Origin of the sequence: Streptomyces sp. NPDC046939, from assembly GCF_040644575.1 — a bacterium.
Lineage (GTDB): Bacteria > Actinomycetota > Actinomycetes > Streptomycetales > Streptomycetaceae > Streptomyces.
The window spans coordinates 176,517-198,110 of the sequence record NZ_JBEYWV010000013.1; the positions used below are offsets into that span (position 1 = coordinate 176,517).

Consider the following 21,594-nt stretch of genomic DNA (forward strand, 5'->3'; position numbering starts at 1 on the left):
GCCCGGCTCACTGCACGACCGGCGTGAAGGAGACCGGCAGCTCGACGAGGCCGCGCATCCAGATCGACGGCCGCCACCGCAGCTCCGCCGGATCCACCGCCAGGACCAGGTCCGGCAGCCGGTCGAGGAGCGTCTCCACCGCCGTGCGCGCGATGACGTCCGCCAGCAGGGGCGCGGGGTACGGGCAGCGGTGCTCGCCGTTGCTGAACGACAGGTGCGCCGCGTTCTCCGCGCCCACGTGGGACTCCGGCCAGATCTGCGGATCGGTGTTGGCCGCGGCGAGCCCGAGGACCAGGCAGTCGCCCGCCCGGATCCGCCGGCCGCCGAGCTGCGTGTCGCGCACCGCCCAGCGCCCGATGAAGTTCTGGGTCGGGGTGTCCAGCCACAGCACCTCGTTGAGCGCCTCGCCGACGCTGAGCCGCCCGCCCGAGACATTGAGGGCGAACCGCTCGTCCGTGAGGAGCAGCCGCAGCGTGTTGCAGATCCAGTTCGCCGTCGGCTGCTGGGCCGCCGCGATCACCGAGATCAGGTCCTGCACGATCTCCTCGTCGGTCAGCCCCGCCGGGTCCTGGATCATCCGCGAGGTGACGTCCGCGCCGGGCCGCTCCCGCTTCTCCTTCACCAGCCGCTGGATGCGCTCGCCGACCCGTACGTACGCGGCCACCGGGTCGTCGCCCTCGGCCGCGTCCAGGGAGATCCGCAGATCGTCCACGAGGTCCTGGGTCTCCGTGCCCGCGAGCGGCATCCCGCACATCCGCACCGCCGCGAGCATGGCCAGCGGATGCGTGAACGCGGCCATCAGCTCCGCCTGGCCGCTGCCCGCGAAAGCGGAGATCAGCCGGTCTGCGATGAGCGCGCACTCCCGGGCCAGCTCGAACTGGTCGACCTGTTCCAGGGCGTGCGTGATGACGCCCGCGCGCCGCCGGTGCTCGGCGCCCTCCGTGAAGAGGACCGAGGGCTGGTAGCCGACGAACGGGAGCAGCGGCCAGTCCTCGGGGATGTGCTCCCACTGGTTCCAGCGTCGCGAGTCCCGCGCGAACAGCTCGTCGTGCGCGGTCACATAGCTCACCTCGGAGTAGCCGAGGACCAGCCACGCGGGCACGTCGCCGTCGAGCAGAACCGGCGCGACCGGGCCGTGCTCGCGGCGCAGCGCGCGGTAGAGCTGGGACGGCGTCTGCTGGTACTCCAGGCCGCTCAGCGGGATCGCGCCCGCGTGCGCGGGGCACTCGGGCGGCGCGGCGCCCGCGGCGGGGGTCGGGCTCTGCTCGGTCACGGTGTCGTCTCCTGGGCGATGGCCCGTGCGTAGAGGTGGTCCACGAGGGTGATGAGCACGTCCTTGCCGGACGACCTGACGCGGGCGTCGCAGTCGACCATCGGCACGTGCTCCGGCAGCGCGAGGGCCTGCCGTATCTCGTCGAGGGAGTGGCGCACCGGCTCGTCGTCGAACCGGTTGACGGCCACCACGAACGGCGTGCCGTGGTGCTCCAGGCGGTCGATCGCGTACCAGGAGTCGTCCATCCGGCGGGTGTCGACGAGGACGACCGCGCCGAGCGTCCCCGAGAACAGCCGGTCCCACAGGAACCAGAACCGCTCCTGGCCGGGGGCGCCGAACAAGTACAGGACCATGCGGTCGTTGAGGCTGATGCGGCCGAAGTCGAAGGCGACCGTGGTCGTGGTCTTCGACGCCACGCCGGTCGTCTCGTCGACGCCGACCCCGGCCTGCGTCATCACCTCCTCGGTGTTCAGCGGCCGGATCTCGCTGACGGAGCGGACGAGCGTCGTCTTGCCGACGCCGAAGCCGCCGACCACGACGATCTTCAGGCCGGTGTCCGCGAGGGCGCCGAGCGGCGTGCGTGCGGGCAGTTCAGAGGTTGCGGAGCCCATGGAGCACCTCCTTGAGAAGGTCGGAATCGGGGAGCGAGGCGACGGTGGCGGCCGCGCGCGGATGCCGGGCGGTGACCTTGCCCGCCGCCAGGAGGTCACCGAGGAGGATCCGGACGACCGTGATGGGCAGCTTCAGCTCGGCCGCGATCTCCACGACGGCGGCCGGCCGCCGGCACATCTCCAGGATCCGTACGTGCTCGGACTGCATCCCCGCGACCGGCTCGCACTCGCTGACCACCAGCGTCACCAGGTCGAACGAGGTGTCGTCGACGCGGCTGCGGCCCCCCGTGACCGTGTAGAGCCGGTCCGGGTCGCCGATGTCCACCGGCCGCCGCGTCATGAGGCGCCGCCCCCGGCGGGCGACTGACGCGGCTCGGCCCGCAGGTGCTCACCGATCTGCTCGACCAGCTCCGTCATCTGGTGCCCGACGACGCCCGGGTCGGCGTCCTCGGCGGCGACGACCGCCAGGTGCGCGCCCTCGCCCGCGTCCACGATGAACAGCAGGCCGCCGTGGAACTCCGTCATCGAGTGCCGTACGCCGCCGGTCCCGTCGCCGAACTCGACGGAGGCGCCCTGCGCGAGGGCCTGGATGCCGGAGCAGATCGCCGCGAGCTGGTCGGCCTGGTCGAGGGTGAGGTGCTCGCTCCAGCACAGCTTGAGCCCGTCGCGGGAGAGGACGAGGGCGTGCCGGGTGCCGGGGGTGCGCTGGAGCAGGCTCTCCAGGAGCCAGGTCAGGCTGGTGTCAGTGGTCTGCATGGCGGGGTCGGGCGGCTTGTCGTCCGGCTCGGCCGGACACCGCCCGTGCCTCCAATCTCACGGTGTAGTGCGGGGGGTTGGCAGATGTCGGGGGCGGCCTACTCGGGGCGGTCGGTTTCCTTGCCGCCCTTGCGGCCGCGGTGGAAGGCGCCGAAGCGGGAGCCCGCGTCCCGGCCGGGCGGGGTGGCCCGGTCCGCGGCGGGCTTGGCCGCCTGCCGCCCGCGCTCCTGCTCGGCGGCGGCCATCGTGCGGCCCGGCGGGCGCACCGGCAGCCCGTTCGGGGTGGCCGACGCGGGCTCGGCGGGCCGGGGTTCGCCCGGGCCGGGGTCCGCGACGGGCTCGGCGGCGCGCTCGTGGGTCTCGGCGGGGGCCGGGCGCGGCGCGGGCAGCCCGGGGGACTGCGCGAGGTCGCGCTGTTGCGCGAGGAGCTGCGGCGGGAGCAGGACGACGACGCCGGTGCCGCCGCGCGAGGACGGGCGGTAGTTGACGTCGATGCGGTACTTGGCGGCGAGCCGGCCGACGACGGCGAGCCCGAGCCGGGTGCCCTGGAGCGAGGCGAGGTCGGTGATCTGCCCGGAGACCGCCTGCTCGGCGCGGCGCATCGCCGCGTCGGCCATCTTCAGGCCGCTGTCCTCGATGGTCACGACGATCCCGGCGGAGCGTTCCTCCACGTAGACGTGGACCTCGTCGATGGGCGGCGAGAAGTTGGCCGCGTTGTCCATCAGCTCGGCGAGCAGGTGCATGACGCCCTCCGCCGCGAACCCGGCGATCGCCGCGTCCGTGGCGCAGTGCAGCCGCACCCGCTGGTAGGCGGCGATCCGGCCGACGGCGCCGCGCAGCACGCTCTCCATCACGATCGGCTTGTTCCAGGCGCGGCTGGAGCGGCCGCCCATGAGCAGCGCGAGCCGGTCCGTCATCAGGCCGAGCTGCGACGTGGCGTGGTCCAGGCGCAGCAGGTCGCCGAAGACCTCCTCGCCGTGGCGCTCCTGCATGGAGCGCAGGTCGGCGAGCATGCTGACGGACTTCGCCTGGACGCGGCTGAGCGCCTTGGCGGAGGCGGCCTGGGCGGCGGCCGATCGCCGCTCGCTGAGGGCCAGTTCCCGCAGGAACGCCTCGGCGGGCACGCGCAGGAGGGGGCTTTGCGGCCAGGCGAGTTCGGTGAGGACGGTCTCGGCGGAGGAGCCCTCGCGCAGCCGGGCGACCGCGGCGGGAAACGTTTCCGCGGTGAGTTGCCGCAACTCCCGCTCCGCCTGCTCCAGTTCGCCCCGCGCCGCATCGCGCTCCGCCGTGGCCCGCACGGCCTCCCGTACGGATGCCTCGACGGCCGCCGTGAACTCGTCCAGGATCCGGCGCAGTTGCGGGTCGGAGGGCGCCGTGACCGGGCCCGCGCCCGCCGTCTCCCGGAGCTGGCGCACGACACCGGGGAGCGTCACGTTCACCAACTGCGCCGCCTCGGCGGACTGCTGGGTCAACCGGCCCTGCGCCAGCGCCAGTTCACGCCGCGCCCGCGCGTCGGAGCGGCGGGCGCGGCCGAGCAGGACGGTGCCCGTGACGACGGCGACGGCCAGGCACCCCCAGAAGACCACGGCCGTCCACAACGCCCAGGTGCGGGCGGCCGACGGGGCGAGGGCCGCCGCGGCCCCCGCGGCGGCGGCCGCCACCACGAGCACGACGAGCGCCGCGCCGAGCGGGGAGCGTTCCGCCTTCGCCATCGCGTGCGGGCTGGGGGGTGCAGGCACTGACATTCCGCGGGTCCCTCGGTCCTTGAGTGGGAAGCGACGAGCCGACCGGTCGAGTCGGCTGCGGATCCGGCCAGCGGGCGCCGAAGGGGACGCCGATCTTCCGGACCGTACGGCGTTCATGCTAGTCATGGAGCGGGCCGAGCAGACCGGACAAGCCGGATAGTCCGCCCCACCGGTGACTTCGTCGTGAAGTCGCCGTCGAACAGCCGCGGCATGCTACCTCCCGGGCCGCCCGCCCCGACCCCGTCCCGACCTCGTGAACCGGGCGTTTCGGGACCACCCGGGACGGCGACGCTCTGCGGCGGCCGCACCGCACCGCGCCTCACGGCCACCGTGACCCGGCCGTGACCGAAGTCTTTCGGCCAACGTCTGCGGGCGCGCGGCACCCTCCGCCCCCGGGATCGCCCGACCGCCGCCGAGAGCCGCGAAAAAAAATTCCCGGATGGAGTGCATGACCCCGCCGAACCCGGGCACCCGCAGGGTGAGCGGCTCCAGCACCCCACCCCCCCCGGGCGCTCGAGTCTGTGGCCCCGCCGCCTCCTCTCCCCCCCTGTGAGGCGACGGGGCCTTTCTCATGCGGTCGCGGTCCCGGCGGGGCGCGGATCGGTCGCGGGGCGCGTAGATGTCGTCACGGAACGTACGGACATGGCCAGGATGCCGGGGCGAATCGGTGTTTCAGAGGTCGTGATGCAAGGATTGCGCCATGGCAATCAAGACCTACTTCGACATCACGATCAACGACGAGCCCGCCGGGCGGATCACGTTCAACCTCTTCGAGGACGTCGTCCCGAAGACCGTGGAGAACTTCCGCGCGCTGTGCACCGGTGAGAAGGGCTTCGGCTACGCCGGTTCGTCCTTCCACCGCGTCATCCCGCAGTTCATGCTCCAGGGCGGCGACTTCACCGCCGGCAACGGCACGGGCGGCAAGAGCATCTACGGCGAGAAGTTCGCCGACGAGAACTTCCAGCTCAAGCACACCAAGCCGGGCCTGCTCTCGATGGCCAACGCCGGCCCGAACACCAACGGCTCGCAGTTCTTCATCACCACGATCGTCACCGACTGGCTCGACGGCAAGCACGTCGTCTTCGGCGAGGTCGCGGACGAGTCCAGCATGGAGCTCGTGAAGAAGATCGAGGCCCTCGGCTCCCGCAGCGGCGCCACCTCCGCCAAGATCACCATCGCGGAGTCCGGCCAGCTCTGACCGGCTGCCGCCGACCCGGACACGAACGCCCGGAGCCGGGGCCCCGCCGCACAGGCGGGCCCCGGCTCCGGGCTTTTCCGTCCGGCCCCGCCCCGTCCCGCGCCCCCCGGGTTAAGGTCTCGGTCACCGCACCAGAGATCCACTCCACGTTCCCCGACCCGGGAGGCCCCGTGCGTCTGCGCACTCTGCCCACGCTGCTCCTGTCCGCCGTGCTCACCGCGGGCGCCCTCGCCGCCACCGCGGCACCGGCGAGCGCCGCGACCCGCGCCACCGCGTCCTTCGAGGACCGGTTGCGCGCGATACCCGGGGTCACCGTCACCGGCGTCACGGACAAGGAGGGCTTCCCCCTCTACTCCCTGTCGATCACCCAGCCGGTCGACCACGACCACCCCCGCGCGGGCACCTTCCAGCAGCGCTTCACCCTCTGGCACAAGTCGGCGGCCAAGCCCGTCGTCCTCTACACCGGCGGCTACGGCCTGTCCTCCACCACCCGCGAGCCCACCACGCTCCTCGACGCCAACCAGCTCAGCGTCGAGCACCGCTTCTTCGGCCCGTCCGTCCCGGCCGGCGCCACCCCGTGGAAGAAGATGACCGTCCAGCAGGAGGCCGCCGACGAGCACGCCATCGTGCGCGCCGTCCGCCCCCTGTACGCGACGTCCTCGAAGTGGCTCGCGACCGGCGGCAGCAAGGGCGGCATGACCGCCACCTACCACTACCGCTTCTACCCGCGCGACTACGACGGCGTCATCGCCTACGTCGCCCCGAACGACGCGAACAACAGGGACGACAGCACGTACGACCGCTTCTTCGAGACGGTCGGCACGAAGGAGTGCCGCACCGCGCTGGACGCCGTCCAGCGCGAGATGCTCGTCCGCCGAGACGCGCTCCTGCCGAAGTTCGAGAAGACCGCGAAGGACGCCGGGTACACCTTCACCCACACCCTCGGCACCACCGACCGCGCCTACGAGTTCGCCGTCCTGGACCAGGTCTGGAACTTCTGGCAGTCCGGCACCGTCGACGACTGCCCGACCGTGCCCGACGCGAGAACCGCCTCCGACGACGACCTCTACCAGTGGTCCCTCGACCACGGCCTGTCCATCTACGAGGACTCGTCGCTCGGCGCCAACGGCTCCGGCCCCTACTACCGCCAGGCCGCCGCCCAGCTCGGCTGGGCCGACCTCGCCTTCAAGCACCTCAAGGGCGTGCGCCACTACCCGGACATCTACCAGCCGAACTCGGTGCTCCCCGCCGACATGCGCACGGGCTACGACGGCACCGTGATCAAGGGCGTCGACAAGTGGGTGCGGACGCAGTCGCAGCGGATGCTGTTCGTGTACGGGCAGAACGACCCGTGGAGCGCCGAGCAGTTCAGTCCGAGCAAGCGCGACTCGTACAAGTACGTCGTACCGAACTCCAACCACAACGCCCGCATCTCCGCGCTCCCGGCGGACCAGCGGGACGCGGCGACCGCGACCATCAAGCGCTGGGCCGGTCAGTAGGGAGACCCTGGAGCGCCGGTCCTACTTGCGCGGACCCACCGGCACGTCCAGCGGCCTGGCCAGGCCCGTGATGCCCTCGTCGAGGCGTTGCAGGTGACGCAGGACGCGGAAGGTGACGGTGTTCGCGGCCGGGACGCCGAGGCCGTCGGTCTCCAGCATCGCGGCGATGCTCGCCCCCGACTCGACGCTGCCCGTCGTGTCCGTCTCCTTGACGTGCGCGACGAGCACGTCGATGTTGTGGGCGATGCGCCGCGCGGCCCGGCCGAGGCGCGGGTCCGCGCCGACGCGCTTGCTGTACGGGACCAGCTCGGCGGTGGCCGCGAGGGAGCGGGCGTGGTACGCCGAGGTCTCCAGGAGCGCCACCAGGTAGCGGACGGTCTGGCGGCGCTCCCGCAGCGGCGTGATCGGATGGGTCAGGGGGCGCGTGGAGGCCCGTAGGTCGTCCAGGGCGGTGTCCAGGTCGCGGGCCTTGTCGAGCAGGTCGGCGGCCGGGCCGCCGCTGAGCTGGCTCACGGCGCCCGCGACGACGTCACCGAGGCGTTCGAGGACGGTGGCGAGCAGTTCGTCGGTGCGGCTGTCGGTCCTCACCGGGAGGATCAGGACGGCGGCTATGATCCCGCACGCCGCGCCGAGGGCCGTCTCCTCGATGCGCAGGATCAGCACGTCGAAGCTGTAGGTGTTCAGGAGTGTGTAGAGCAGGCCGAGCATCGCCGTCACGAAGAACGACATCAGCGCGTACGACAGCGGCGCGGTGAAGAACATCGCGAACACGCAGAGCAGCACCAGGGCGAACGCGAGCCACGTGTGGTCGCCCACCGCGCCCGCGAGGACCACACCCGCGACGACGCCGAGGACTGTGCCGAGCACGCGGCGGTAGCCCTTGACGACGATCTCGCCGGTCGACGCCGTGTTGAGGAAGACGACCCAGCAGGTGAGGACGGCCCAGTACCAGCGCTGGCTGGAGAGGAACTCGCCGCCGACGATGGCGAGCGCCGAGCCGACGGCGACCTGGAAGGCGGCGCGGGTGGTCGGTCGCCGCAGCCCCTTCGGCTCCTCGGCCTCCTCGACGGCGGCGGGCGCCTCCTTCTCGGCCGTTATCGACACGTCCTCCGCGTCGAACTCCTCGCGCGAGCGCGTCGTCGCGGGGGAGTCGTCGGACTCGTCCTGCGGCCCGTCGAGCGCGAGCCGCAGACCCAGGATGGCGCGGGCCGCCTCACCGATGCCGCGGAACACGTCCTGCGCGGCGAGCGTGGCGCCCGGCGGGATGGCCTCCTCGTCGCGGTAGCCGAGCAGCCGGTTGCGTACGTGGGCGACGGCGGTGCCCCGGTTGGCGTCGGCGGGGCGCGACGCCAGCAGGTTCAGGGCTCCGAGGTCGCGGCGGAGGGCGGCCGTCGCCTCGTCCTCGCGGGGCAGCGGCGAACCCGCCGCGGGGACCGGGGCGCCCGGCAGGTGGAGGGTGAGCGTGTCGGCGCGTTCGGCGCTGCGGGCGTTCAGGAGCAGCATGCCGAGGCGTTCGGCGGAGACCTCGGCGTCCGCGACGCGGCGCTGGATCAGCGCGGCGGTGACGTCGTCGCGGGCGCCGTCCTCCAGGCGGCCCTGGATCATCAGCGCCGCCTCGTGCAGCCGCGCGGTGTGGCGGCGCACATCGTCGAGGACGTCGTCCAGCTCCCCGGGCGGCGCGTCGAGGAGCCGGGTCTGGGCGGTGACGAGCTGGCCGAGCCGGGCCCGGAACGCCTCGCGCAGCCGCCCGAGGACGCGCTGCGGCGTCTCCGGCACGAGCACGAAGCGGGCGAACGCGCTGCACGCGAAGGCGATCGTCAACGTGCCGTAGAGACTGGGCAGTTGACCGACCGTCGCGTTCACGAACAGGGACACGAAGTAGACCTGGAAGCCGATCAGGCCGAGCGCCGTGCCCCGGTCGCCGAATCTGCGACTGTAAACGGCGGCGAAGATCAACGCGACGAAGAACACGTCACCGGCGACGACCCGGCTGTGCAGCAGCGCGCCGAGCGAGAGCGCGACGAGCGCCATCGGAAGGCCGAGTGCGAGCGTGACCGCCTGCCCGCGCACCGTCTTCTCGCGGATCGCGAACGTGCCGACCATCGCCGTCATCGCGCCCGCGACCATGTGCGTGACCTGGGTCCCGGCCAGCCCGAGCACCGCGAGGGCGAGGCCGATCGCGGCGACGGTGCGCAGCCCGGCCATCAGTCGAAGCAGCCCGGGGTCGGACGCCACGAAGCGGTCCCACGTCCCGGCCCAGCGGGGCCGTCGTGCCACCTGGGTCACCTGAGTCACTCCAAGATCGATCCGACGTTCGTGCCCCCGAGCATACGAGGGTGCGAACGTGGTCTTGGCGTGAGCATGAGCCGGGCTCCCGCCCGGCACCTGGCTGTCATCCGTAAGGCTGTGTGACGTTCACGGACTTGAACCGACGGGTTTAGGTTCGCCAGCGAGGTGACCCTGGGGGATTCCCCCCAGACGGCAGGGCGGGGCAGCCGGATGGTGCGGCACACCCCGCTCGACCAGGCTGGACGCATGGACGAGCACACAAGCACCGCACCCTTCCGGCCCGCCCGGCGCTCCGTACTGACCATGGGCGCAGCCCTGTTGGCGCTCGGCGCGACCCCGGCGACCGCCGTCGCGCGGACCCGCGCGAGCGGGCGCGTACGGCTGCGGCTGCCCGCGCCGACGGGCCCGTACGCCGTCGGCACCACCCGGCTCCACCTCGTGGACAAGGCCCGGCGCGACCCGTGGACGGGCGGAGCGGCACGCGAGCTGATGCTCGACGTCCGCTACCCGGCCCGCACCGTCGCCGGACACCCGCGCGCCGCGCAGATGACGGCGCGGGAGGCGGCGGGCTTCGACCGGCTCAACAACTTCGCGGGGCTGCCCACCGGCCGCGTCGACTGGGCCGCCACCCGCACCTTCGCCCACCGCTCCGTGCCGCTGGACCGCGACGCGCCGCACCCGGTCGTGCTGTACTCGCCCGGCGTCCTCGACCCGCGCACCCTCGGCACCACCCTGACCGACGAACTCGCCTCCCAGGGCTACATCGTCCTCGCCGTCGACCACCCCTACGACGTGTCGGCCGTCGAACTGCCGGGCGGGCGCGTCCTCACCAGCAGGCTGCCGGAGGAGTTCGCCGCCGCGCAGAAGGCGGGCCCGGACGCGGTGACCGCGCTCCTGGAGAAGACCACGGCGGTCCGCGTCGCCGATCTCCGCTTCGTCGTGGACACGGTGGAGCTCGCCTTCGAGGCCGGCCGATGGCGCCCGGCGCCCATCGGCGCGTTCGGCCAGTCCGCCGGCGGCTTCGCCTCCGTCCAGGCGCTCCACGACGACCGTCGCCTCGCCGCCGCGGGCAACCTCGACGGCGTCCTCGCCTACGTCGGGGACGACCACGAGGAGGGCCATCTCTCCACCGTCGCGGCCGAGGGCACGGACCGCCCGGTCCTCCTCATGGGCAGCCCCGGCAACGACCGGACCACCGTGCCCTCCTGGCGCGAACTGTGGCGGCACAGCACCGGATGGCGCCGCGACCTCACCCTCGAAGGCGCCGGGCACGCCACCTTCACCGACGCGGCGACCCTGCTGCCGCAGGTCGCCGCGCGGCTCCCGCTCGACCCCGGGAAGCCGGCCGACTGGGTCGGCACCATCCCCGCCGGCCGCGCGGTCACGGCCCAGCGCGCCTACGTGACCGCCTTCTTCGACCGCCATCTACGGGGCCGGGACCGCGGCCTCCTCGACGGCCCGTCGGCGCGCTTCCCCGAGGTGGACTTCGTATAGGCGCCTAGGACAGCCCGAGGGCGTCCATCGCGAGGTCCGCCATCGCCGCCTCGCCGCGCGCGTTCGGATGCACCGGCACGAAGTTCGTGCCGAACAGCGCGGGCTCCACCCAGCGCGTGCCGGACGCCTGGCAGGCGTCGTGCCCCTCCGACGCCCCGGCCACGTCCACGTAGGTCGCCCCGGTCTCCGCCGCGGCGCGGCGTATCGCGTCGTTCAGGTGCGCCTGTATGTCCCGCACGTACGGTACGTCGCCGGAGGCGATCGGCATCTTCAGGAAACAGCCCGCCTGCGCCGTCGGCGGCATGATCCACGGGTAGCCGAGGATCGCGACGCGCGCCTGCGGGGCCTTGTCCCGGGTGGCCTTGAGGGCCGCCTTCACCGCCGGGTACGTCTTGCCCTCTATGTCGGCGGTGAACTTGTCCCCGTACAGGGACGCGCACGGGTGTCCCTGCCCGGCCGTGGCGATCCCCGCGGAGGCGCAGGCCAGGACGGTGCTGATGAAGGTGCTGTTGTCGTTGCCGCCGATCGTCATGGTGACGAGGCGGGTGTCGGCGCCGAGGGCGTTCAGTTGCGGGGGGACGCCGGGGTACTGCGCGGCGGCGTAGTCCTTGGTCTGGGCTCCGCCGCAGGTCACGTCCTTCAGGGTGGCGCCGGTGCGCTGGGCGATGACGTGCGGGTAGTTGGCGGTGGAGCGGGCGCAGAGCGGGCTCGCCGACGGGTCGAGCGGGAGGACGCCGGACGCGGCGCTGTAGCTGTCCCCGAGCGCGACGTAGGGGAGGGGCTGCGGGGCCGCCTGCGCCGGGACGGTGAGGCCGAGGCCCGCCATCGTCGCCGCCGCGGCCACGGCTGCGCAGTGCTTCACGAACGCGCGAATCGCCATCTGTCGCTCCTTCGAAACCCGCTCGGCTCAAGGCCAAGTTCCGGATGGGGCAGGGGATTTCAGCGCTGATGGTTGAAGCTACCGACGAGTTCGAATTTGCGTCAATAGGCGTGCACGCGGTCGTCGCCCGGGACGGGCACGCCGCTCAGCGCTCCTGCTCGGCGTCCTTCGGGATGTCGAAGTCGAGGACGTCCTCCGCGGTGCGCTCGGTCTGCTGCGCCGCTTCGCGCACATCGGCGAGCACGTCACCCTGCTCGTCGACGAGACGGTCGTAGATGGGCGCCGGGGCGGTGGACGGTGCGGGCACGGTACGAGCTCCTGATCTTGGCGGCACGGTCTGCCACCTGGCGGTTCGAGTCAGAAGGGGACCCTACGCGTCCGCTTTCGGAGGTGGTCGGGCGGGGGTGGGCGCCCGGGGGCCGAGGAGCTGTAACTACTAGTATGTACAGCCTCTGCCGGGCGATCGAGGAGCGCACCCATGCCATTGGTCAGGATCGACGCGATGAACGCCGACGGCGATCGGCTGCACGCCCTGGGGCGTGCCGTGCACGAGGCGCTGGGGGAGACGATCGGCTCACCGCCGGACGATCTCTTCCAGGTGCTGACGAGCCATCACGGCGAGCGCAGTGTGCTGCGGTACGGGCAGTACCTCGGGGTGCCGCGCGACGACGGCGTCGTCTTCGTGGAGATCACGCTCCGGGCGGGCCGCGCGCCCGAGGTGAAGCGCGCGCTGTACCGGCGCATCGCCGAACTCGCCCAGGCGTACGCGGGTACGGAACCGCGGAACGTCCTCGTGACCCTCATCCAGAACGCCTCGGCCGACTGGTCGTTCGGGTACGGGCTGGCGCAGTACGAGCCCGGGGGCTGAGCCGTCCCGGCCGGAAGAGGGCCGTGGGGGCGGAGGGGTGGGACCCCGGTGCGGTCGAGTGGTGGGCGAGTGCGGGGATGTCGGGGCGCAGTGCGCATTCCGGTCCGTTCGGGCCAAGTGCGGGCAAGCCCGGGACGGCGGGAGCCGGGGCCGCTACACAGAAATGGGGGAGCGCGGTCGACCGGGGAGGGCCGAGACGTGGTCACCATCGATGTCGCGGTGATCCTGGCGGTGATCGCCATTCTGCTGCTGCGCCGGCCGGTCCAGCCGAGAAAGCGGGGCGACACGGCGCTGGTGATGGTGATCCTCCTCGTCCTCGGCGTGCTCATCGCCCCGACCGCGCTGGGACAGGCGATCACGGACATGATGGGCCAGCTCGCGAACGCCCTCACCTCGCTCGGCAAGTGAGCGACGAGTGAGTGGCGAGTGAGCGGTCGCGCCCCCATGCCAGACTCGGGCGCATGAAGATCAGAGACGCCCGGGACGAGGACTGGGACGGCATCTGGCCGTTCTGGCGGCGGATCGTCCGCGCCGGGGAGACGTACACCTGGGACCCGGACACCACCGAGCCGGAGGCCCGCGCCCTGTGGACCGGCCCCGGACGCCGGGTGTTCGTCACCACCGACGAGGACGGGGCCGTCGTCGCGAGCGCGTATCTCAAAGCGAACTACGGCGGACCGGCCGCCGACGTCGCCAACGCCGGGTTCATGGTCGACCCCGACCGTTCCGGACACGGCTACGGCCGCGCGCTCGCCGAACATGTCCTGGCCGAGGCCAAGGCCGACGGCTATCGCGCGATGGCCTTCAACGCCGTCGTCGAGACCAACCCGGCCGTGGCCCTGTGGCGTTCGCTCGGATTCACGGTCCTCGGCACGGTGCCGGACGCGTACGACCATCCGCGCCACGGCCGGGTCGGGCTGCACATCATGCACCGCACGCTGTAGGCCGGTGGCCCGGTGACGTGCGCGGCACCCGCGAGTTAGGGTTGCCTAACCAGTCGGCCCCCGGATCGCGGGGCGCCGCCCGCAGGCCCGCGCCCGCCCCCGAAGGAGCCCGCATGACGGCGACGTCCGCCGCCGAGATCCCGCACCACGCCCCCGCGGCCCGGGACCCGCGCCGCTGGCTCGTCCTCGGCGTGATCTGCCTCGCGCAACTCGTCGTCATCCTCGACAACACGATCCTGAACGTCGCCGTCCCCACCCTCACCGACGACCTCGGCGCGGGCACCTCCGGCATCCAGTGGATCATCAACGCGTACGTCCTCGTCCAGGCCGGACTCCTGCTCACCGCCGGGGCCGCCGCCGACCGCTACGGACGCAAGCGCCTCCTCCTCACCGGGCTCGCCCTCTTCGGCGCCGGTTCGCTCGCGGCCGGACTCTCCGACACCACCGGCCAGTTGATCGCCGCCCGCGCGGGCATGGGCGTCGGCGGCGCCCTGCTCCTGACCGCCACCCTCGCCGTCGCCGTCCAGACCTTCGACGACGACGAACGGGTCCGCGCCATCGGCATCTGGGCCGCCGTCAACGCCCTCGGATTCGCCGCGGGACCGCTCGTCGGCGGCGTCCTGCTCGACCACTTCTGGTGGGGCGCCCTCTTCCTCGTCAACCTGCCCGTCGTCGCCCTCGGCCTCGCCGCGGTCACCCTCCTCGTCCCCGAGAGCAGGGCCGAGCAGAGCCACCGCCCCGACCTGCCCGGCGCCCTGCTCTCGATCGTCGCCATGACCGCGCTCGTCTACGCCGTGGTGTGCGGCCCCGACCACGGCTGGACCTCGGCCCACGTCCTCCTCGGCGCGGCCGTCGGCGCCTGCGCCCTGGCCGCCTTCGTCCTCTGGGAGCGCCGCGTCGCGCACCCGATGCTGGACATGAGCTTCTTCCGCGACCGGACGTTCACCGGCGCCGTGTTCGGCGCGCTGCTCATCACCTTCGGCAGCGGCGGCGCGCTGTTCCTGCTCACGCAGCAACTCCAGTTCGTGCTCGGCTACGGCCCACTGGAGGCGGGGCTGCGCACCGCGCCCTTCGCCCTGACCGTCGTCCTGCTCAACTTCACCGGCGTCTCCGCCCGCCTCACCACCCGGCTCGGTATCCCGGGCTCCGTCGCCCTCGGCATGACATTGCTGGCCTGCGGTCTCGCCGCCGTCGCCCTCGCCGGGCGGATCGTCGACGGGTACGGCGGGCTGCTCGCCGGTCTGGTCCTCATGGGGATCGGCTGCGCGTTCGCCAACCCGGCGATGGCCGTCGCCGTCCTCGGCGCGATCCCGCGCGAGAAGGCGGGCGCGGGCGCGGGCATCGAGGGCACGGTCACCGAGTTCGGCAGCGGCCTCGGCGTCGCCGTCCTCGGCGCGGTCCTCAGCTCCCGCTTCGCCGCGCTCGCCCCGGTGACGGCGGCCTCCCTCCCGGCCGCCCTGGCCGCGGCGGACTCGACGGAGGAACGCCGCACGGTGACCCGGGCCTTCGCCTCGGCCCTGGAGACGGGCCAACTGGTCGGCGCCGCGGCGGTGCTGCTGGGCGGCTTGCTCGCGGCGACACTCCTGAACCGGGCGGAACGGCCGACGGCGGCGCGACCGGCACCGGTGACGGAATCGGCGTAGAGGCCGGCGGCTCGACGGGCGTGGGCGTCGTCCGTGCGGGGGCGCTGTGTGCCGCCCGGCCCGATCACGGGCGCGACCAGCCCGGACGCCTCCCTAGACTGGACGGGTACCCGTACTGAGGATCGCTTGTGAACACGCACCACCCGGCCGACATCCGCCTCGTCGTCACCGACATGGACGGCACCCTCCTGGACGCCGAAGGGCGCATCCCGGACTCCCTGTGGCCGCTCCTCGCCGAGCTGGACCGGCGCGGCATCGTCTTCTGCCCCGCGAGCGGCCGCCAGTACGCGACGCTCGCCGACCAGTTCGCCGCCGTGGACGACGGTGGCATGGCCTACATCGCGGAGAACGGCACCTACGTCGTCCGCGGCGGCGTCGAGCTCAGCTCCGACCCGCTCGCCAAGGAGACCGCTTCCTGGCTGGTCAAGGCGGTGCGGCAGCTCACGGAGCAGGGTGTGGACGCGGGCGTCGTCGTCTGCGGCAAGCGGTCCGCGTACGTCGAGCGGTCCGACGAGGCGTTCATGACCGAGGTGCGCAAGTACTACCACCGGCACGAGATCGTCGAGGACGCCACCGCCGTCGACGACGAGGTGATCAAGGTCGCGCTCTTCGACTTCGGCCGCGCCGAGGAGACCACCGCGCCCGCGCTGAGCGTGCTCGCCGAGTCCCACCAGGTCGTCGTCTCCAGCGAGCACTGGGTCGACGTCATGAGCCCCTCGGCCAACAAGGGCGAGGCCGTACGCCGTCTCCAGCGCGCCCTGGGCATCACCGCCGCGCAGACCATGGTGTTCGGCGACTACCTCAACGACCTGGAGATGCTCGACGCCGCCGACTGGTCCTACGCGATGGCCAACGCCCACCCGGAGGTACGGCGGCGCGCCCGCCACCAGGCGCCGCCGCACACGGAGAACGGGGTCGTGCGCACCGTCAAGGAGGTCCTGGGGCTGGAGTGACGCCCGGGGCGGGCCGTGCGCTCAATGCCCGGCGGCCAGCTTCACCGCGACCACGACGATCCCGATCACGGCGTTCAGCGCGCCCGTGACCAGCGCGCCGAGCCGACTCGCCCCGACCCGCCGCCCGCCGGTGACACCCCACGCGGCCAGCGCCGCGACCTCGCTGCCCACCGCGATCCACAGCGCGGCCGTCAGCTCCACGACGCCCGCGGCGGACAGCGCGATCACCAGGAGCGGGCCGATCGCGCTGGTCAGCAGGGGGCTGCTGGTGAACATCGTGTGCCGGATCTCCGGCAGCCGGGGCGTCCGGCCGTGCGCCACGGGGTGCGCCTGAAGGTCCGCGACGAGCGTGGCCAGCCACAGCCCGAGCGCCGTGACCGCCACCGACACCGCCGCGCCGCCGTGCCGGGGATGCCCGCTCTGCGCCTGCCCCACCAGCACGGCGAGCAGCGTCAGCGAGGCGTAGATCCGCTCCTTGAGCCGCTCCCGCAACAAGTCCGCGTGCTCCTGCACCACGGCACTCGGCGACATGGGTTCCGTCATGGTGGCAGCCTAGGCCGGGGCCCCGGGGGAGAGTGGCGGCATGACCCCGCGCGCCCCATCCCCGTACGCCAGTGCCTGCCACGCCTGCGCCGCCGAAGCCGGTCTCGACGGTCTGCCACCGCGTGAACACATCGCCTCCGACCCGCACTGGCGCCTCGCCCACGCCTTCGGGACGACCCTGCCCGGCTGGCTGGTGCTGCTGCCCCGGCGCCATGTCACCGCCGTGCACGACCTGACCGACGCGGAGGCCGCCACGCTCGGCTCCTGGCAGGTCCGCGTCTCCCGAGCGCTGCGCGACGTGACGGGGTGCGCGAAGACGTACGTCGCCCAGTTCGCGGAGGCCGAGGGCTTCGCGCACGTCCACTTCCACATCATCCCGCGCATGCCGGACCTGGCCTCCACCCAGCGCGGCCCACGCGTCTTCGACCACCTCACCCGCCCCGAGACGGAACAGGTGCCCCCGGCCCAGGCGGACGCGCTGGCGAAAAGGCTACGAGCCCGACTCGATCCCGGCGACGAGTGACCCGACCCCGGCCGGGAGCCCGTTCCGATTCCGAGGCTCCGGGCCCGGCCCGCTCCCGTACGCCCTACGGCGCGATCAAGACACCCCCCGGCCAGGCCGCACCCTCGCACCCATCCCCTCAACCCCCACCCCAGAAACCGCAGTTCACCAACGCCCGGCCCCGCTCACCCCCACCCCGCACATTGCCCGGAACACGTTCCTCCATTGGCATGGACCTGACCGTGATCACTCGCTACGCTCCCCACAGGAATGCCGCACGAGCGCACCCAGAATTGCCGTTCCACCCCTGTGCCAACCCCACACCACACGGGAAACGACGAAGGGCCGACCCATGCGACGCACCAGACCCCTCCGCGCTGTCCTGACCGCCCTGCTGGTCTCCGGCGCCTGCGCCACCGCCGGGTTCCTCCCGGCCCAGGCGGCCGGCGCGGACACCCCGAGCACCCTGAACACCGCCGAGCGCGCCCCCGCCTCCGACGGCCTCCTCGCCGCGATGCAGCGCGACTTCGGCCTCACCGCGTCGCAGGCCAAGGCACGGCTCGCGGCCGAGAAGCAGGCGGCCGCCACCGAGAAGCAGGCCCGGAAAGCCGCCGGTTCCGCGTACGCCGGTTCCTGGTTGACCCCCACGGACCAGGAGCTGACCGTCGCCGTCACCGACCGGGACAAGGCCGCGGCGGTACGGGCCACCGGCGCCACCGTCAAGCTCGTCGGCCACAGCGCCGCCCAGCTCGACGCCGCCAAGAAGCGCATCGACGCCCTGGACGCCCCGCGGGGCGTGAGCAGTTGGCGCGTCGACTGGCAGTCCAACCGCGTCGTCGTCGAAGTACTCGACGACAAGCAGTCCGACAACGATGTCAAGGCGTTCCTCGCCCGCGCGGGCAAGGCGGGCCCCGTGACCGTGCGCACGACCCCGCACGCCCCGGCCACGTTCGCGGCGGGCACGGTCGGCGGCGACCCGTACTACACCGGCAACGTCCGCTGTTCCATCGGCTTCTCCGTCCACGGCGGCTTCGTCACGGCCGGCCACTGCGGCGGTGCCGGGCAGGGCGTCAGCGGCTGGGACCGCTCCTACATCGGCAACTTCCAGGGCTCGTCGTTCCCGGACAACGACTACGCCTGGGTCAACGTCGGCAGCGGCTGGTGGACCGTCCCGGTCGTCCTCGGCTGGGGTACCGTCTCCGACCAGCTCGTGCGCGGCTCGAACGAGGCCCCGGTCGGCGCCTCCATCTGCCGCTCCGGGTCCACCACGCACTGGCACTGCGGCACGGTCCTCGCCAAGAACGAGACCGTCAACTACAGCCAGGGCGCCGTCCACCAGATGACCAAGACGAGCGTGTGCGCCGAGGGCGGCGACTCGGGCGGCTCGTTCATCAGCGGCGACCAGGCCCAGGGCGTCACCTCCGGCGGCTGGGGCAACTGCGGCAGCGGCGGTGAGACCTGGTTCCAGCCCGTCAACGAGATCCTGGGCCGCTACGGCCTGACCCTGCACACGGCCTGACCATCCGGAACGACCGCGGGGCACGGCATGCGCCGAGCGTCATGCCGTGCCCCGCGCCGACGCGCGCAGGAGACGCCGTGCACCCGACCAGAACCCTCCGCCGCGCCGCCCTCGCCACCGGCGGCGCCCTCGCCCTCGTCATCGGCTTCGCGGGCAGCGCCCTCGCCGCCCCGCCGCCGGCCCTGCCCGGCAACGCCGACGCGACCGAGCAGACGTACCAGCCCGCCTTCGACTACGACACCGACGGCTGCTACCCCACGCCCGCCATCGGCCCCGACGGAACCGTCAACGGCGGCCTCAAGCCGGGCGGCGCGCTCAACGGCCAGTGCCGCGACGCCTCCGACCTCGACAACACCAACGGCTACTCCCGCGCGAAGTGCGACAACGGCTGGTGCGCGGTGATGTACGGCCTCTACTTCGAGAAGGACCAGGCGCTCCCGGGCAGCGGCATCGGCGGGCACCGCAACGACTGGGAGCACGTGGTCGTCTGGGTGCACGACGGCCAGGCTGAGTACGTCGCCGCCTCCGCCCACGGCGGGTTCCACATCTACCCGCGCGACCAGATCCGCTGGGACGGCACCCACCCCAAGATCGTCTACCACAAGGACGGCATCGGCACCCACTGCTTCCGCGCCGCGACCGCGAACGACGAGCCACCCGAGAACCACAAGGGGACGTGGCAGTTCCCGACGCTGGTCGGCTGGAACGGATATCCGGCCGGGCTGCGCGACAAGCTCAGCGCGTACGACTTCGGGAGCGCCAACTTCGGTCTGCGGGACAGCAGTTTCGCCAGTCATCTCGCCGCCGCGCTGCCGCCGGGGGTGCCGTTCGACGTCAACGCGTAGCGGGCCCGCGCGGCGCCCCCTGCGCGTGTACGCGAGAGTAAGTTACTGAAACGTAACCCTCCGGGTGCTACCGGCGGTAACGCTGTCCTCGGTACCGTCCCCGCGATGCGTGGGGACGGTGGGACGACCGGGCCGCACGCGTCCTCGGCCTGCCCGTCCCGGCCGAACCCCGCCAGGTACGGAGCCCCGACTCCGCCTGCACTCAGGAGGTTTGCCATGCCCGCTCCCGCCCGCCTGCTGGCCGCCGCCGTCACCGTAGCCGCCTGTGTCGGCGCGCAGGCCCTGCCCGCCGCCGCGGCGACCGGCGCGCAGAACGTGGTCTCGCGCGGCGTCACGATCCCCGAGTTCTACGACCCGCCCGCCGAACTGCCCGCCGCCAACGGCGCCTTGATCCGCAGCGAGCCGCTCAAGCTGGCCCTCAGCCTGCCCACGCTGCACGGCCCGCTGCCCGGCAGGGCGACCCGCATCATGTACCGCACGACCGACTCGACCGGCGGCCCCGCCGCCGTCACCGGCGCCTACATCGAGCCGACCGCGAAGTGGCGCGGCGACGGGCCCCGGCCGCTCGTCGCCGTGGCGCCCGGCACCATGGGCCAGGGCGACCAGTGCGCGGCCTCGCTCGGCCTGGAGCACCCGCTGACCCTCAACGGCGAGACGGTGTCGGTCGGGTACGAGGATCTGTCGATCTACCGGCTCCTCGCCACGGGCGTCGCGGTCGTCGTCACCGACTACGTCGGCCTGGGCGCCACCGACCGCCTGCACACCTACGTCAACCGGCTCGACGGCGGCCACGCCGTGCTCGACGCGGTCCGCGCCGCCCGCGCGCTCCAGGGCTCCACCGTCACCGCCGACTCGCGCGTCGGCCTGTTCGGCTACAGCCAGGGCGGCGGCGCCACGGCCGCCGCCGCCGAACTCCAGCCGTCGTACGCGCCGGACGTCACCCTCGCCGGTACGTACGCGGGGGCGCCGCCCGCCGATCTGCTGGAGACCACCAAGGGCATCGACGGCACCGATCTCGCGGGCGCCCTCGGCTGGTCGCTCAACGGGTTCCTGCAGTCCGACCCGGAGCTGCGGCCGATCGCCGAGGCGCACCTGAACGACAGGGGGCGGGCCGCGCTGAAGGACTTGTCGACGATGTGCGTGGGCGACACCATCTTCCGCTACAACTCGGCCCGCAGCGAGGAGTGGACGAGCGACGGCAAGTCCCTCGCCGAGATCATCGAGTCCGAGCCGAAGCTCCAGGCGTTCCTCGCCGAGCAGCGGATCGGCACGATGAAGCCGGCCGGTCCCGTCCGGGTGGCGACCGGTGTCAGCGACAACCTCGTCCCGCACGGCCAGGCCCGCCGGATGGCCGTCGACTGGTGCGGGCGCGGCGCCCAGGTCACGTACAAGCCGGTGATCCTGCCGAACGTGGGGCGCGCGCTGCTCAACCACTTCGCGCCGCTCCTCACCGACCAGGGCAGCGCCATCGACTGGCTGACCGACCGCCTCGAAGGCAAGGCGGCGGGAAATAACTGCGCGACCATGCGTTGGCAGCCGTGATCTGATGGGCGGCGCCACCGGCTTCGGCCGGTCGCGCCGCCCTTGTAAAAAGGCCAGAAGGGATGCTGGAACCCATGGTCCGTGCCGTCACCCTCGTCCGCTCGGACGCGCTGTCCGACGTCGCCGAGTACGCGTACGCGGCGACCGCGCCGGCCGATGCGCGACTGATCTTCCTCGCCGGTTCCTGCCCGCTGGAGAAGGACGGCACGACCGCCGCCGTCGGCGACTACGCGGGCCAGGCGGCCAAGTGCGTCGAGAACCTGCGCACCGCGCTCGCCGCGGCGGGCGCGGACCTCCAGGACGTCATCAGCACCCGCGTGCTCGTCGCCTCGGCGCGGCAGGCGGATCTGGTGACGGCGTGGCAGGTGGTCCGCGACGCCTTCGGCGAGCACGACGTGCCGAGCACCCTGATGGGGGTCACGGTGCTCGGCTACCACGACCAGCTCGTGGAGGTCGAGGCGGTCGCCGCCGTGCTCGACGACTGACGGCC

At 72.9% G+C, this 21,594-nt stretch carries 22 protein-coding genes; 13 read left to right on the forward strand and 9 right to left on the reverse strand.

Annotated elements, in window-relative coordinates:
• Positions 1–7: 7 nt before the first annotated feature.
• The 5 genes from ABZ877_RS16830 to ABZ877_RS16850 all read right to left on the reverse strand — a co-directional run bounded on the left by ABZ877_RS16830 (position 8) and on the right by ABZ877_RS16850 (position 4,352).
• A complete protein-coding gene (locus ABZ877_RS16830; protein WP_361070972.1) occupies positions 8–1,273 on the reverse strand; it encodes a cytochrome P450 in 1,266 nt (421 codons plus the stop codon).
• On the reverse strand, positions 1,270–1,884 hold the full coding sequence (locus tag ABZ877_RS16835; protein WP_361070975.1) for an ATP/GTP-binding protein: 615 nt from the start codon (positions 1,882–1,884) through the stop codon (positions 1,270–1,272). Before ABZ877_RS16835 ends, ABZ877_RS16830 begins: the two co-directional genes overlap by 4 nt.
• The gene (locus ABZ877_RS16840; RefSeq protein WP_361070977.1) at positions 1,865–2,224 is read right to left on the reverse strand and encodes a DUF742 domain-containing protein; all 360 of its coding nucleotides are present in this window, start codon (positions 2,222–2,224) and stop codon (positions 1,865–1,867) included. The genes ABZ877_RS16835 and ABZ877_RS16840 overlap by 20 nt, the downstream gene beginning before the upstream one ends.
• Positions 2,221–2,640, reverse strand: coding sequence for a roadblock/LC7 domain-containing protein (locus ABZ877_RS16845; RefSeq protein ID WP_361070979.1), 420 nt, complete (start codon positions 2,638–2,640; stop codon positions 2,221–2,223). The genes ABZ877_RS16840 and ABZ877_RS16845 overlap by 4 nt, the downstream gene beginning before the upstream one ends.
• A gap of 98 nt (positions 2,641–2,738) precedes the next feature.
• Complete coding sequence (locus ABZ877_RS16850) at positions 2,739–4,352, reverse strand: ATP-binding protein (protein WP_361071098.1); 1,614 nt, start codon at positions 4,350–4,352, stop codon at positions 2,739–2,741.
• 733 nt (positions 4,353–5,085) lie between these two features.
• On the opposite strand from ABZ877_RS16850, the gene ABZ877_RS16855 reads away from it, so the two are divergent.
• Complete coding sequence (locus tag ABZ877_RS16855; protein WP_361070982.1) at positions 5,086–5,583, forward strand: peptidylprolyl isomerase; 498 nt, start codon at positions 5,086–5,088, stop codon at positions 5,581–5,583.
• A gap of 170 nt (positions 5,584–5,753) precedes the next feature.
• On the forward strand, positions 5,754–7,082 hold the full coding sequence (locus tag ABZ877_RS16860) for a S28 family serine protease (RefSeq protein ID WP_361070985.1): 1,329 nt from the start codon (positions 5,754–5,756) through the stop codon (positions 7,080–7,082).
• A gap of 21 nt (positions 7,083–7,103) precedes the next feature.
• Here the strand turns inward: ABZ877_RS16860 and ABZ877_RS16865 are convergent, their stop codons facing one another.
• Positions 7,104–9,287: an FUSC family protein gene (locus tag ABZ877_RS16865; RefSeq protein ID WP_361071101.1), complete on the reverse strand. Its 2,184-nt coding sequence runs from the start codon at positions 9,285–9,287 to the stop codon at positions 7,104–7,106.
• 330 nt (positions 9,288–9,617) lie between these two features.
• On the opposite strand from ABZ877_RS16865, the gene ABZ877_RS16870 reads away from it, so the two are divergent.
• On the forward strand, positions 9,618–10,865 hold the full coding sequence (locus ABZ877_RS16870; RefSeq protein WP_361070988.1) for a hydrolase: 1,248 nt from the start codon (positions 9,618–9,620) through the stop codon (positions 10,863–10,865).
• A gap of 4 nt (positions 10,866–10,869) precedes the next feature.
• Here ABZ877_RS16870 and ABZ877_RS16875 read toward each other — a convergent pair whose 3' ends face one another.
• Both ABZ877_RS16875 and ABZ877_RS16880 read right to left on the reverse strand, forming a co-directional pair.
• Complete coding sequence (locus ABZ877_RS16875; RefSeq protein ID WP_361070991.1) at positions 10,870–11,745, reverse strand: SGNH/GDSL hydrolase family protein; 876 nt, start codon at positions 11,743–11,745, stop codon at positions 10,870–10,872.
• A 145-nt stretch (positions 11,746–11,890) separates the two neighbouring features.
• Entirely contained in the window at positions 11,891–12,052 is a 162-nt protein-coding gene (locus ABZ877_RS16880; RefSeq protein ID WP_361070993.1) for a hypothetical protein, read from the reverse strand.
• Between the two features lie 171 nt (positions 12,053–12,223).
• Here ABZ877_RS16880 and ABZ877_RS16885 point away from each other — a divergent pair, with 171 nt between their 5' ends.
• The 5 genes from ABZ877_RS16885 to ABZ877_RS16905 all read left to right on the forward strand — a co-directional run bounded on the left by ABZ877_RS16885 (position 12,224) and on the right by ABZ877_RS16905 (position 16,153).
• Positions 12,224–12,613, forward strand: coding sequence for a tautomerase family protein (locus ABZ877_RS16885; RefSeq protein ID WP_361070996.1), 390 nt, complete (start codon positions 12,224–12,226; stop codon positions 12,611–12,613).
• A 198-nt stretch (positions 12,614–12,811) separates the two neighbouring features.
• Positions 12,812–13,021, forward strand: a complete 210-nt coding sequence (locus ABZ877_RS16890) for a hypothetical protein (protein WP_361070999.1) — start codon at positions 12,812–12,814, stop codon at positions 13,019–13,021.
• A 53-nt stretch (positions 13,022–13,074) separates the two neighbouring features.
• Positions 13,075–13,557, forward strand: a complete 483-nt coding sequence (locus tag ABZ877_RS16895; protein ID WP_361071002.1) for a GNAT family N-acetyltransferase — start codon at positions 13,075–13,077, stop codon at positions 13,555–13,557.
• Between the two features lie 113 nt (positions 13,558–13,670).
• Positions 13,671–15,200, forward strand: coding sequence for an MFS transporter (locus ABZ877_RS16900; protein ID WP_361071004.1), 1,530 nt, complete (start codon positions 13,671–13,673; stop codon positions 15,198–15,200).
• 128 nt (positions 15,201–15,328) lie between these two features.
• On the forward strand, positions 15,329–16,153 hold the full coding sequence (locus ABZ877_RS16905) for a Cof-type HAD-IIB family hydrolase (RefSeq protein WP_361071007.1): 825 nt from the start codon (positions 15,329–15,331) through the stop codon (positions 16,151–16,153).
• Between the two features lie 21 nt (positions 16,154–16,174).
• Here ABZ877_RS16905 and ABZ877_RS16910 read toward each other — a convergent pair whose 3' ends face one another.
• Positions 16,175–16,696, reverse strand: a complete 522-nt coding sequence (locus tag ABZ877_RS16910; RefSeq protein ID WP_361071010.1) for a hypothetical protein — start codon at positions 16,694–16,696, stop codon at positions 16,175–16,177.
• 40 nt (positions 16,697–16,736) lie between these two features.
• Between ABZ877_RS16910 and ABZ877_RS16915 the strand changes: the two genes are divergently transcribed.
• The 5 genes from ABZ877_RS16915 to ABZ877_RS16935 all read left to right on the forward strand — a co-directional run bounded on the left by ABZ877_RS16915 (position 16,737) and on the right by ABZ877_RS16935 (position 21,589).
• Positions 16,737–17,219: an HIT family protein gene (locus ABZ877_RS16915; RefSeq protein ID WP_361071013.1), complete on the forward strand. Its 483-nt coding sequence runs from the start codon at positions 16,737–16,739 to the stop codon at positions 17,217–17,219.
• A 331-nt stretch (positions 17,220–17,550) separates the two neighbouring features.
• Positions 17,551–18,717: a S1 family peptidase gene (locus ABZ877_RS16920; protein ID WP_361071015.1), complete on the forward strand. Its 1,167-nt coding sequence runs from the start codon at positions 17,551–17,553 to the stop codon at positions 18,715–18,717.
• Positions 18,718–18,758: 41 nt separating this feature from the next.
• Positions 18,759–19,562, forward strand: coding sequence for an NPP1 family protein (locus tag ABZ877_RS16925; RefSeq protein WP_361071018.1), 804 nt, complete (start codon positions 18,759–18,761; stop codon positions 19,560–19,562).
• Between the two features lie 216 nt (positions 19,563–19,778).
• Positions 19,779–21,104 (forward strand): lipase family protein, encoded by a 1,326-nt coding sequence (locus ABZ877_RS16930; RefSeq protein WP_361071020.1) that lies wholly within the window; start codon positions 19,779–19,781, stop codon positions 21,102–21,104.
• A 74-nt stretch (positions 21,105–21,178) separates the two neighbouring features.
• A complete protein-coding gene (locus ABZ877_RS16935) occupies positions 21,179–21,589 on the forward strand; it encodes a Rid family hydrolase (RefSeq protein WP_361071023.1) in 411 nt (136 codons plus the stop codon).
• Positions 21,590–21,594 lie beyond the last annotated feature (5 nt).

Excerpts from the sequence above, each read along its gene's own strand:
- ABZ877_RS16835 (WP_361070975.1), bottom strand. The coding sequence starts at position 1,884 with ATGGGCTCCGCAACCTCTGAACTGCCCGCACGCACGCCGCTCGGCGCC.
- ABZ877_RS16840 (WP_361070977.1), bottom strand. The coding sequence starts at position 2,224 with ATGACGCGGCGGCCGGTGGACATCGGCGACCCGGACCGGCTCTACACG.
- ABZ877_RS16845 (WP_361070979.1), bottom strand. The coding sequence starts at position 2,640 with ATGCAGACCACTGACACCAGCCTGACCTGGCTCCTGGAGAGCCTGCTC.
- ABZ877_RS16850 (WP_361071098.1), bottom strand. The coding sequence starts at position 4,352 with ATGGCGAAGGCGGAACGCTCCCCGCTCGGCGCGGCGCTCGTCGTGCTC.
- ABZ877_RS16855 (WP_361070982.1), top strand. The coding sequence starts at position 5,086 with ATGGCAATCAAGACCTACTTCGACATCACGATCAACGACGAGCCCGCC.
- ABZ877_RS16865 (WP_361071101.1), bottom strand. The coding sequence starts at position 9,287 with ATGGCCGGGCTGCGCACCGTCGCCGCGATCGGCCTCGCCCTCGCGGTG.
- ABZ877_RS16870 (WP_361070988.1), top strand. The coding sequence starts at position 9,618 with ATGGACGAGCACACAAGCACCGCACCCTTCCGGCCCGCCCGGCGCTCC.
- ABZ877_RS16875 (WP_361070991.1), bottom strand. The coding sequence starts at position 11,745 with ATGGCGATTCGCGCGTTCGTGAAGCACTGCGCAGCCGTGGCCGCGGCG.
- ABZ877_RS16885 (WP_361070996.1), top strand. The coding sequence starts at position 12,224 with ATGCCATTGGTCAGGATCGACGCGATGAACGCCGACGGCGATCGGCTG.
- ABZ877_RS16895 (WP_361071002.1), top strand. The coding sequence starts at position 13,075 with ATGAAGATCAGAGACGCCCGGGACGAGGACTGGGACGGCATCTGGCCG.
- ABZ877_RS16900 (WP_361071004.1), top strand. The coding sequence starts at position 13,671 with ATGACGGCGACGTCCGCCGCCGAGATCCCGCACCACGCCCCCGCGGCC.
- ABZ877_RS16910 (WP_361071010.1), bottom strand. The coding sequence starts at position 16,696 with ATGACGGAACCCATGTCGCCGAGTGCCGTGGTGCAGGAGCACGCGGAC.
- ABZ877_RS16915 (WP_361071013.1), top strand. The coding sequence starts at position 16,737 with ATGACCCCGCGCGCCCCATCCCCGTACGCCAGTGCCTGCCACGCCTGC.
- ABZ877_RS16920 (WP_361071015.1), top strand. The coding sequence starts at position 17,551 with ATGCGACGCACCAGACCCCTCCGCGCTGTCCTGACCGCCCTGCTGGTC.
- ABZ877_RS16925 (WP_361071018.1), top strand. The coding sequence starts at position 18,759 with ATGCCGTGCCCCGCGCCGACGCGCGCAGGAGACGCCGTGCACCCGACC.
- ABZ877_RS16930 (WP_361071020.1), top strand. The coding sequence starts at position 19,779 with ATGCCCGCTCCCGCCCGCCTGCTGGCCGCCGCCGTCACCGTAGCCGCC.
- ABZ877_RS16935 (WP_361071023.1), top strand. The coding sequence starts at position 21,179 with ATGGTCCGTGCCGTCACCCTCGTCCGCTCGGACGCGCTGTCCGACGTC.